The sequence below is a fragment of the Sphingomonas sp. Leaf412 genome (assembly GCF_001425405.1).
GTDB lineage: Bacteria > Pseudomonadota > Alphaproteobacteria > Sphingomonadales > Sphingomonadaceae > Sphingomonas.
In genome coordinates this window covers 492,264-503,381 of record NZ_LMQP01000003.1, presented here as the reverse complement: position 1 = coordinate 503,381, position 11,118 = coordinate 492,264, and the positions used below count along the sequence as shown (strand labels likewise).

Here is an 11,118-nt window from a genome sequence, read left to right as displayed (position 1 = left end):
CGCCTCCCGGATCAGAAGCGGTAGCCGACGCGCAACTGGATGCGCCGCGGCAGCGTCAGCAGGCCGGTGGCGTTCTGCGCGTTGGCGGGCAGCAGCGGATCGATGACCTGCCCCGGGTTGGCCGGATCGGGCTGGTTGTTGAAGCCGCCGTCGAAGCCTTCGAAATTCTTGTTGTTGAACGCGTTCAGGACGTCGATCGCCACCTCGATCTCGTGATCGCTGTCGCGCCCGAACGGCTTGATCTTGTTCGCCAGCGTCAGGTTCACTTCGCAGAACGCGAAGACGCCCTTGATGCAATTCTTCTCCGGATAGCGCGCGGTGAACAGGTTCGCGCCCGCGGACTGGCCCGCGGTGCTGTCCACCACCTGATACGCCTGGCCCGATCCCAGGGTCGTGATGGTCGAGAATTTGAAGCCCGCCGGCAGGTCGACGATACCCGACACGGTCACGCGATGCCGCTCGTCGCCCGGGCTGGCGCGCCAGCCGTAGGCGTCGGGGGTCAGGGCATCGAGGCTGAACAGGTCGCCGCCGTTCTGCTCCGCCTTGCCCAGCGTGTAGGCGATGTTGAGGCCCCAGCCGCTGGCGGCGGTGTAATTCTTGTCCAGCGTGAAGAACACCGCCTTGTACCGCGTGTCGAGGCCGTCCAGCCCGACGATGACGTTGGAATAGCCGAACGGCGTCACCGGCGCGGTGTTGCAGCAATTGCCCAGGCCGTTGTTCTGCCGCGTGGCGAAGATGTTGGTGTAGCCGTTGCGCCCGCGCTGGTACGATCCCGTCAGCGACGCTTCGAAAATGCCGAGCCGCTGGCGCACGCCCGCGCTGAACTGGTCGTTCACCGGCGGGCGGGCGTTGTTCTTGACCGCGAACAATTCGGGCAGCGCCACGGACGGATCGGCGTTCACCAGCGCGCGCAGGCCGTCGCGCGTCAGATAGGCGGGGTTCCACGCCACCGTCGGCTGTCCGTCGCGCGGGCTGCCGTCGGCGGAGAAGCGGAAGCGCCCGATCTGGTTGATCGACCGGCTAAGCTCGTCGACCGTGTTGTTGAAGTTGTTGCGGTCGTAATACCGCCCCGCCCCGCCGAACACGACGGTCGATTGATCGTCGTTGATGTCCCAGCTGAAGCCGAAACGCGGGGCGATCGCGCCCTTGAACGGTTTGCGGTCGGAACCGTCGGTGATATAGTCTTCCGGGTTGAAGTAGAACGTCGTGGGCAGCGCGCGCAACGCCCCCGCCGCCGCCGCGGGCGTCACGTAATTGTTGTTGAACCCGTTCGATTCGTAGTCCCAGCGCACGCCGATGTTCAGCTGCAACCGCTCCGTCACGTCCCAGTCGTCCTGGACGTACACGCCCATCTGCGAATTCGATCCGTAGATGCGCCCGTTGGTCAGTTCGAGCAGCGCCTCCGCCGGGAAGGCAAAGTTGAGGTTGTTGTTCGGTTCGCGCCGGAAGAAGAAGCGCGGCTGGATATAGGCGCGGTTGTTGATCTCGATATCCGTCGCCTCCAGCCGCAGGCCCGCCTTGACGACGTGGCCGTCGATGCCGGTGAAGGTGATGTCGTCGCGGACCGCCCAATTCTCCTGCACCTCGCGGCGGGTCGAATCCTTGCCCCCGAACAGGATGGTCCCGGCATAGTCGAACGACGGCAGGTCGGGATTGATGGCGACGGGATTGAAGCCGTAGCGCAGGTGGTTGGCGTTGAATTCGTTGACGAAGTCGTTGCCGCTATAGGTCCATTTGAACAGATAGGTGTCGACGGTGTTGCGCTTGTTCTCCGCATATTCGAACGCGGTGTTGCCACCGAACCCCTGGATGTCGGTTTCCTCCCGCCGGCTGAACGACAGGTCGAACACCTGCCGTTCGTCGGGGGTGAAGGTCAGCTTCCCGAAGTAGAAATCGCCGCGGAACGGGCTGACGAACGTGCCCTCGAACTCCGATATGTTGCGGCCGGACAGGCGGTTGAACTCCGCGATCTGCTCCGCCGAACCGGTGGAGTTGACGGTGAAGGCGCGGTCCTGGTCGTTGCCTTCGTAGGCCGCGAAGAAGAACAATTTGTCCTTGATGATCGGGCCGCCGAGCGAGATGCCGTATTGCTTGCGCTCGAACGCGGGCTTGGGATTGCCCTCGCGCGTGTCGATGAAGCTCTTCTGCGTCAGCGACTTGTCGGTATACTGGCCGAACACCTCGCCGTGGAATTCGTTGGTGCCCGACTTGGTGACCGACGTGATGATGGCGGAGCCGGCCTGTTCGTACTCGGCCTTGTAATTCTGCGTCAGCACGCGGAATTCCTGCACCGCCAGCTGGCCGAACGTGTTGCCGCGGCTGTTCTGCTGCCCCGCGATCCCGCCTTCGCGCAGCTTGTTCTTCAGGCTGATGCCGTCGACGAAGACGTTGACCTGGCTCGCCGCCGATGCGCCCGACTGGATGCCCTTGTCGGTTTCGCTGTCGTTGTAGCGCACGCCCGGCGCCAGCGCGGCGAAGGACAGGAAGTTGCGATCGGTCTGCGGCAGCGTGCGGATCTGTTCCTGCGTGATGTTGGTCGCGACCTCGCTCGTCCGCGTCTCGCGCAGCCGGCTGCCGGTAACGACGATGTCGCCCGCCTGGGGCTCCGCCGCGGGAGCGGGCGCGTCGGTCGCGGGGGCATCCGTCGCGGGCGCGTCGGTGGCGGGCGCGGCGGCGGCGGCGAGCCGCGCGTCCAGCGTCGCGGACTGGCCGACCGACAGGATCACGCGGCGCGTGAAGGTCGCGCCGCCGGTGCCCGTGATCGTGACGTCATAGGCCGCGGGGCGCAGGCCGGTCAGCGAATACGTGCCGTTGGCATCCGTGGTCGCGCGGAACGTCTGGTTCGTGCCCGTGTTCACCGCCACCACGGTCGCGCCCGCCGCCGGGGCCCCGGCCGCATCGCGCACCTGACCGCGCAGCTGCGACGTGCTGGTCTGCGCGACCGCCGCCACGGGCGCGAACACGGTCGCCGCCGTAACCGCGAAGGCGGAGATTCCGAGCGCCAGCGTGTGACGCGAAAGCAAGCGAGAGCGCATTTCCAGTTCCTCCCCATCCGGCTTGTAACCGGTTACATCAAGCACCGCGAAACGCCGTCGCGTTGCGGGCGCCCTGCCAAGCGCCAAAGCGGGGACACTGTCAATCGTTTCGGCCACGATCGTAACGGGATGGCGAGCGGCTGTGTCCCGGGGGCGACACCCGGCGCCGCGTCGGGTCACACCCCGGGCAGGCGATAGTCGGCCATGCGCTGCCGGATCAGCTTCTTGTCGATCTTCCCCGTCGCGCCCAGCGGGATGCTGTCGACCAGCACCACGTCGTCGGGCATCCACCATTTGGCGATCTTCCCGTCCAGGTAGGACAGGACGTCGTCCTTGCAGCAGTCCGCATCGGGCGCCTTCTGCACCAGCAGGATCGGCCGCTCGTCCCATTTGGGATGATGCACGCCGATGACCGCCGCGATCGCGACCGCGGGGTGGCCGGTGGCGATGTTCTCGATCTCGATCGAACTGATCCACTCGCCGCCCGATTTCACGATATCCTTCGCGCGATCGGTGATCTGCATATAGCCGTCGGCGTCGATCGTGGACACGTCGCCGGTGTCGAAGAACCCCTCGTCATCCAGCACGTCCCCGCCCTCGCCGCCGAAATAGCCGGAGGTGATCGTCGGCCCCTTTATCAGCAGCCGTCCCGCGGTCTTCCCGTCATGCGGCAGGCGCCTGCCCTCGTCGTCGGCCAGCTTCAGCTCCAGCCCGCACATCAACCGGCCCTGCATCGCCTTTCGCCGCACCTGTTCGTCGTACGGCTGCGCCATCACGTCCGCGGTCGGCGTCGACAGCGTGGCCAGCGGGGAGGTTTCCGTCATGCCCCAGCCTTGGATCACCTCCACCCCGTAATCGTCCTGGAACCCGCGCACGAGCGATTCGGGCACCGCGGACCCGCCGATCACGACGCGCTTCAGCGTCGAGAAGCGGTCGCCGGTCGCGCGCAGATGCTGCAACAGCCCCTGCCAGACGGTCGGCACCGCGGCGGAGAAGGTGACGCCCTCGTCCTCGATCTGGCGATAGATCGACGTGCCGTCCATCTTCTGCCCCGGCAGGACCAGTTTCGCGCCGACCGCGGGCGCGGAATAGACCACGCCCCACGCATTCGCATGATACATCGGCACGACCAGCAGGATCGAATCGCGCTGCGACAATGCCAGCGCATCGGCCTGCAACGTCAGCATCGTGTGCAGGTAATTGGAGCGGTGCGAATACAGCACGCCCTTCGGATTGCCCGTCGTGCCGCTGGTGTAGCACAGGCCGCACGCCTGCCGCTCGTCGAACGCGCCCCATGTCGCGTCCGTCCCATGGCCGTCGATCCACGCATCGAACGCCACCGCCCGGTGCGCGGTCACGGGCAGGTCGTGCGGCGCGCATAGGTACACCACCGTCTCGATCGACGGCGCCGCCGCGAGCAGCGCGTCGATCAGCGGCGCGCAGGCGGGATCGGCGAACAGCAGCCGGTCGCCCGCGTGGTTGGCGATATAGGCGATCTGTTCGGGGAACAGCCGCGGGTTGAGCGTATGCAGGACCGCGCCCATGTTCGTCGTGCCGAACCACGCCGCCAGATGCCGCGCGCCGTTCCATCCCATCGTCGCGACGCGATCGCCCGGCGCGATCCCGGCCGCCGCAAGCGCGTTCGACACCCGCTTCGCATCCGCATGCAGCGTGGCGTAATCGCTGCGGCTGACCGATCCGTCGATCTCCCGGCTGACGATCTCGCGCGCGGGATACCACGCGCCCGCGTGATCGAGGATCCGGTCGACCGTCAGCCCCACGTCCTGCATCAATCCGTACACGTCGCTCTCCTCTACCACCCCGGCGAAGGCCGGGGTCCAGTCGGGAAGGCCGCCGTTACGACGCGCCGTCCCTCATCACCTGCGTCCCCCAACTGGACCCCGGCGTTTGCCGGGGTGGGGGTTTACTGCGCCGCCTTCCAGTCGCGCTTCACCTTCTTCGCGAGGCTCCACTTATGCACCTCGGTCGGGCCGTCGTAGATGCGGAAGGCGCGGATTTCGCGGAACACCTGCTCCACGATCGTGTCGCCGGTCACGCCGGTGCCGCCCATCACCTGCACGCACCGGTCCGCGATCCGCATCAGCGCTTCCGACACCGCGACCTTCGCCATCGAGCTTTCGACCGTCCCCAGATGCCCGTCGTCCAGCACACCTGCGCACCAGTCGATCATCAGCTCGGCCTGCTTCAGGTCGATCATATTCTCAGCCAGCATGAAGCCGACGCCCTCGTGATCCACCAGCGGCTTGCCGAACGCGTGGCGGCGGCAGGCATAGTCGGTCGCGATCTCGTTCGCGCGGATGCACGCGCCCAGCCAGCGCATGCAATGCGTCAGCCGCGCGGGCGCGAGCCGGACCTGCGCCAGCTTGAACCCGTCGCCGGGGTCGCCCAGCATCTGGTCCGCCGGGATACGCAGGCCGTCGATCGCGACCACCGCATGGCCGCCGGGCATCGAGCTGTCGATCGTGTCCAGCACGCGCTCGATCCGGATCGCCGGATCGGGCAGGTCGACCAGGAACATCGTCGCGCCTTCATCGGCCATCGCCATGACGATGCCGACCTTCGCCCCTTCCGCGCCCGTGATGAACGCCTTGCGCCCGGTCACGACCCAGTGGTTGCCGTCGCGCACCGCGCGCGTCTGCATCATCGACGGGTCGCTCCCCGCGCCGCCCTCGCTCGCGGGCTCGGTCATGAAGAAGGCGGATCGCGCCTCGCCGCGGACCATGGGGTCGAGGAAGCGCGCCTTCTGTTCCGCGCTCGCGCGCTGGCCCAGCAGGTACATGTTGCCCTCGTCCGGCGCGGCGACGTTGACCGCCACCGGGCCGAGCGGGGAGAGGCCCGCGGCGCGCAGGACCACCGCGACGTCGCGGTGATGCAGGTGCGTGCCGTCGGCCAGGATATGCGGGGTCAGCACGCCCGCCGCCCGCGCCTTCTCGCGCAATTCGGCGACCAGGGCGTCGGACGGGCCATGCGCGCCGCACCGTGGATCGCGCTCGTACGGCGCCACCACGTCGCGCACGAACGCCTCGACCCTGCTTGCGATCTGCGCCGACATCATTCTCTCCCGCCGGCATCATGGCCGGTGGCGATGCTCATGTCCTGTTTCGTTTCGTGTCGCCAGATGCGGACGCAACTTTTGTTCGGGGTCAGTCGATCCAGCGCCATATTCCGGCCGCCCACCCCGCCAGCGGGACATGCGCCCAGGTCGCGACCAGCCACACCAGCACGCCCCCCGCGATCGTGTGCATCCCCAGCTTTCCGATCCGCGCCCGCCCCCGCACGATCGCGGCGGAGGGGAGGTAGCTGGTGCGCCGCTCCCATTCCGGCCAGAAATCGGGCTGCAACGCCGCTTTCTTGCGATCCTGCATATGCGCGCCGACCAGCGCCAGGACGATGACGGCGAGGCACAGGACGACGTTCGACGGGTCGGGATAGACCAGGATGTGCGACAGCCCCCACAGCGCGAACGCCCACATCATCGGATGCCGCGTCACCGCGAACACGCCATGCGCCTCGGGCACCGGCCTGGTCGCCGCACCCGGATCGGGCAGCGCGGGGTTGCGGACCAGCGACCCCAGGAACAACATGCTCGCCACCAGCATCGCGATCGTCGCGACCGCCCATAGCCCGTCGCCGACCGGCCATAACGGCGTTCCCGCCGGCGCGGCGCGGTAGACGACGGCGAGCCAGCCCAAGGTGGCGAAGGCGACGAGCGAATAGACGCCGAGGAAACCCCGCTCCCCCAGTCGCGCGACCATCGGCGCGCGCAGGGGGTGCGACAACAGGAAGTGCGTCCCCACGAACGCGACGGCGGCAAGCAGTACGTCGTTCATGCGGTCATCCCCTTACTGCACGCCGTGCATCCACTTGCGGATCAGCGGCGAGATCGCGAGCAGCAGCACGCCGATGCCCGCGGCGACCAGCCCGATCGTCCAGAACACGTCGTTGTACGTGTCCAGGCTGACCTTCAGGTTGGTCACCTGCCCGCCGACCGTCTCCACGCTCGCCACCTGCGCGACGACGCCCGCGACATATTGCGCGACGGAGATCGACAGGAACCACACCCCCATCATCAGGCCGACGATCCGCGCGATCGACAGCTTCGTTATCATGCTCAGGCCCACGGGCGAGATGCACAGTTCGGCGATGGAATGGATCAGGTACAGGCCCGCCAGCCACCAGATCGCGACCTTGAAATCCGGCCCCGCGAACTGCGCGCCCCACACCAGGAACAGGAAGCCGAGCCCGACGCCGATCAGCGCGATGCCGAACTTCACCGGGATCGACGGTTCGCGCCCCGCCGCCGCCAGCTTCGTCCACATCGCCGCCATGATCGGCGCGAACAGGACGATGAAGAAGGCGTTGAAGAACTGCGTCTGGCCGGCGGAGATCGAGAACAGGCCGAAGATCGACAGATCGGTGTTGCGGTCCGCGAACAACGTCAGGCTCGACCCCGCCTGCTCGAACAGGGTCCAGAACACGACGTTGAACACGATCAGCACGATCGCGGCCAGCATCATCTGGAACTCCGCCCGACTGCCCTTCGCCCACGACCAGCCCAGGATGGCGGGCACCGCGACGATGAACGTGCCGAACAGCAACTTGCCCATCAGCGGCAGCGCGAGGATGTAGCCCAGGATACCCGATCCCGCGACCGGCTCCGGCGCGTTCATCAGGTTCGTGAACAGCAGGTAGAAGATCGGCACGCCCAGCAATGCGGCGGCATAGATGCCCAGCGCGCGGTCCTTCTGCCCCGGCGTCACCGGCGCCTCGCCATAGCCGTTCAGCCGCCCGCCATCGAACTGGATCAGGAACCAGCTGAACAACATGCCGACCGCGGCCAGGCCGAAGCCCGCCCACCAGCCGATCGTGGTGGCCAGTAGCGGGCACAGCAATTGCGATCCCAGCGAGCCGAGGTTGATGCCCATGTAGAAGATCGTGAACCCGGTATCGCGCCGCCGGTCGCCGGTGGCGTACAATTCGCCCACCATGGTGGAGATATTGGGTTTGAAGAAGCCGTTGCCGACCGACACCATGCACAGCGCCAGCAGCATGATCGTGACGTAGAACGGGCTGCGATCCGCCTCCGACTGGAACGCGCCCGGCGCAACGGTGCGCGCGGTCGCGCCCGCGGGGTCGAGCAGCGACACCGTGCCGTCGTCGTTGCCGCGGATGGCCAGCCGTTGCGCGCCGTCCACGACATAGCGCGTCTCCACGCCCGCGCGTTGGTCGATCGCGACCTCGTACCGCTGCCCGTCGACCAGCGCGTAGGGACGCGACGTCTCGCCGCCGAAGCAGAGCGTGAAATAGCCCAGCGCCATCAGGATCGCGCCGAACTTCACCGCGCGCTTCGACCCCAGATACTGGTCGGCCAGATAGCCGCCGATCAGCGGGGTCAGATACACCAGCGCGGTGAACCCGCCGTACAGGCCCGTCGCCGCGCGATCGCCGAACAGGAAATGCTTCGTCAGGTACAGCGTCAGCAGCGCGCGCATGCCGTAGAAGCCGAACCGCTCCCACATTTCGGTCGTGAACAACCGCGCAAGCTGGCGCGGATGGCCGAACCACGTCGCTTCGTCCGCCGGATTGACGTGACTGATATCCGGCTCGCGCGGGGTATCCGCGGTCGGCGTGTCCACCATGGTCGATTACGCTCCCTGAACTTCGATCGCGCCGTCCTTCGCGTGCGGCGCGTTTGGTTGCGGCGGAGACTAGCGGCAAAGCCGGCGCTGTAAATCCTTCGCGGCGCGCCTATGTCCGGCCCCATGTTCAACGACACCGCCACGCCGCTCTCGCTCCTCGCCACCCGCCGCTCGGGCAAGCCGCGCGACCTCGCCGCGCCGGGGCCGACCGATGCGCAGCTGGTGGAGATGATCCTGATCGCGGGACGGACGCCCGACCATGGGAAGCTTGCGCCGTGGCGTTTCGCGATCGTGGGCGAGGACCGGCGCGATGCGCTCGCCGCGCTGCTGGTCGATGCCTATCGCGCCGAACGGCCGGAGGCCAAACGCGTCGAGCTGGAGGCGATGGAACAGTTCGCGCGGCAGGCGCCCGCCCTGGTCGTCGCTTTGTCGTCGCCGCGGACGGACAGCCATATCCCCTTGTGGGAACAGGAGTTGTCGGTCGGCGCGGCGACGATGAACCTGTGCCATGCGGCGCATGCGATGGGCTTCGCGGCGGGATGGCTGACCGGCTGGCCCGCGTTCAGCGACACCGTGCGCGACGCGTTCGGCACCGCGCCGGAACGGATCGCGGGGTTCGTCTTCATCGGCACGCCCTCGCGCGCATTGGAGGAGCGACCGCGCCCCGATCCCGCGCGGCTGGTCAGCCGGTGGTGACGATCCCGTCGACGACCGCGACCGGCCACGGCGTCAGCCGCGTGCCGGGGCACGGACCGCCGACGCATTCCCCGTCCTCGATCCGGAACAGCGCGCCGTGCCACGAACAGGCGATGCGCCCGCGCGCCAGGTAATCGTCCAGCACGCGCGCCAGCGGCAGGCCCATGTGCGGGCAGCGATCGACATAGCCGACCACATCGCCCCCGCGCCGCACGACGAAGCCGTGGAACCGGCCCGCACGCAATTGCAGCACGAAGTTGCGCGCGCCGCCGTCCGCGATCTGTTCGAGCGGGCCGAGGCGGACGCCCGCAGGCGTGGCGGTGAGGCGATCGTCGCTGTCCGTCATTGCGCGCGTAGCGAAGCAATCCAGCGTGTCGCGCGCAACCCCGGATCGCGGCGCTGCGCTCGCGATGACGCACCTATGGCAACACCGCCTTTGGGAAGTCGCGCCACACCGCGTCGTAATCCAGCTGCGCATGGTCCAGCGCGAACCGCGTCGGTGCGTACGGCCAACAGCTTTCCAGCATGAACGCCATCGTCCCGTCGATCTTGTGCGGCGTCAGGTCCGCCTCGCTCGCGCCTTTCCAGCTGGCCAGATCGGGGCCGTGCCCGCTCATCAGGTTGTGGAGCGAGATGCCGCCCGGCCGGAACCCTTCCGCCTTCGCGTCATAGGCGCCGGTGATGAGGCCCATCGCCTCGCTCATCACGTTGCGGTGGAACCACGGCGGCCGGAACGTCCCCTCCGCCACCATCCAGCGCGGCGGGAAGATGACGAAATCCGCATTGGCGCGCCCCGGCACGTCGCTGGGCGAGGTCAGCAGCGTGAAGATCGACGGATCGGGATGATCGAAGCTGACGGTGTTGATCGTGTTGAACCGCGACAGGTCGTACCGCCACGGCGCAAGGTTGCCGTGCCACGCCACGACGTCCAGCGGGCTGTGATCCAGCGTCGTCGTCCACAGCGTGCCCATGAACTTCTGGATCACCTGCGTCGGCGTATCGCGATCCTCGAACCACGCCGACGGCGTCTCGAAGTCGCGCGGGTTGGCCAGTCCGTTGGCGCCGATCGGGCCGAGATCGGGCAGCCGGAACAGGCTGCCGTGATTCTCCGCGATATAGCCGCGCGCCGCGCCGTCGGGCAGCAGCGCACGGAAGCGGATGCCGCGCGGGACCAGCGCGATCTGCCCCGGCGCGATCTCGATCCGCCCCAATTCGGTCACCAGCTCCAGCCGCCCGTGCTCGGGCACGAACAGCAGCTCCCCGTCCGCGTCGAAGAAGACGCGATCGGTCATGTCGCGGTTCGCGGCATAGACGTGGAGCGCCACCCCCTCCAGGTCGGCGGGGTCGCCGTTCGCCAGCATCGTCGTCATGCCGTCGACCAGGTCGACGCCATCCTCCGGCAGGGCGAGCGGATCCCAGCGCAACCGGTTGGGCGGCAGGGGCGCGTCGACGCCGCCCAGCGCGAACCGCGGCGCGCCGTCGTAACGGACGAACGGCGGATGCTCCGCGGTGGGGCGCATCCGATACAGCCACGACCGCCGGTTCTCGTGCCGCGGCGCGGTGAAGGCGGTGCCCGACACCTGCTCGGCATACAGGCCGAACGCGGGCCGCTGCGGCGAATTGCGCCCGATGGGGAGCGCGCCGGGCACCGCCTCGGTCGAGACGTGGTTGCCGAAGCCGGGGATGTAGGTGGTCATGCCGGTTACTCCTTATCCTCCCCGGAACGG

The 11,118-nt window shown here is 67.8% G+C and carries 8 protein-coding genes; 1 reads left to right on the top strand and 7 read right to left on the bottom strand.

The window, feature by feature from the left end; all coding sequences use genetic code 11:
• Positions 1-11: 11 nt before the first annotated feature.
• The 5 genes from ASG29_RS09540 to ASG29_RS09520 all read right to left on the bottom strand — a co-directional run bounded on the left by ASG29_RS09540 (position 12) and on the right by ASG29_RS09520 (position 8,695).
• On the bottom strand, positions 12-3,023 hold the full coding sequence (locus tag ASG29_RS09540) for a TonB-dependent receptor (RefSeq protein ID WP_235532854.1): 3,012 nt from the start codon (positions 3,021-3,023) through the stop codon (positions 12-14).
• Between the two features lie 188 nt (positions 3,024-3,211).
• Positions 3,212-4,837, bottom strand: coding sequence for a long-chain-fatty-acid--CoA ligase (locus ASG29_RS09535; protein WP_055983176.1), 1,626 nt, complete (start codon positions 4,835-4,837; stop codon positions 3,212-3,214).
• Positions 4,838-4,959: 122 nt separating this feature from the next.
• A complete protein-coding gene (locus ASG29_RS09530) occupies positions 4,960-6,111 on the bottom strand; it encodes an acyl-CoA dehydrogenase family protein (protein WP_156457970.1) in 1,152 nt (383 codons plus the stop codon).
• An 88-nt stretch (positions 6,112-6,199) separates the two neighbouring features.
• Positions 6,200-6,886: an NnrU family protein gene (locus ASG29_RS09525; RefSeq protein ID WP_055983173.1), complete on the bottom strand. Its 687-nt coding sequence runs from the start codon at positions 6,884-6,886 to the stop codon at positions 6,200-6,202.
• A 12-nt stretch (positions 6,887-6,898) separates the two neighbouring features.
• Positions 6,899-8,695: a peptide MFS transporter gene (locus tag ASG29_RS09520; protein ID WP_055983171.1), complete on the bottom strand. Its 1,797-nt coding sequence runs from the start codon at positions 8,693-8,695 to the stop codon at positions 6,899-6,901.
• Positions 8,696-8,818: 123 nt separating this feature from the next.
• Here ASG29_RS09520 and ASG29_RS09515 point away from each other — a divergent pair, with 123 nt between their 5' ends.
• Positions 8,819-9,391 (top strand): nitroreductase, encoded by a 573-nt coding sequence (locus tag ASG29_RS09515; protein ID WP_055983169.1) that lies wholly within the window; start codon positions 8,819-8,821, stop codon positions 9,389-9,391.
• Here ASG29_RS09515 and ASG29_RS09510 read toward each other — a convergent pair.
• Both ASG29_RS09510 and hmgA read right to left on the bottom strand, forming a co-directional pair.
• Complete coding sequence (locus ASG29_RS09510) at positions 9,378-9,737, bottom strand: Rieske (2Fe-2S) protein (RefSeq protein WP_055983167.1); 360 nt, start codon at positions 9,735-9,737, stop codon at positions 9,378-9,380. The two genes, ASG29_RS09515 and ASG29_RS09510, sit on opposite strands and share 14 nt — an antisense overlap.
• A gap of 73 nt (positions 9,738-9,810) precedes the next feature.
• Entirely contained in the window at positions 9,811-11,088 is a 1,278-nt protein-coding gene (hmgA, locus tag ASG29_RS09505; RefSeq protein ID WP_055983165.1) for a homogentisate 1,2-dioxygenase, read from the bottom strand.
• Between the last annotated feature and the right edge of the window lie 30 nt (positions 11,089-11,118).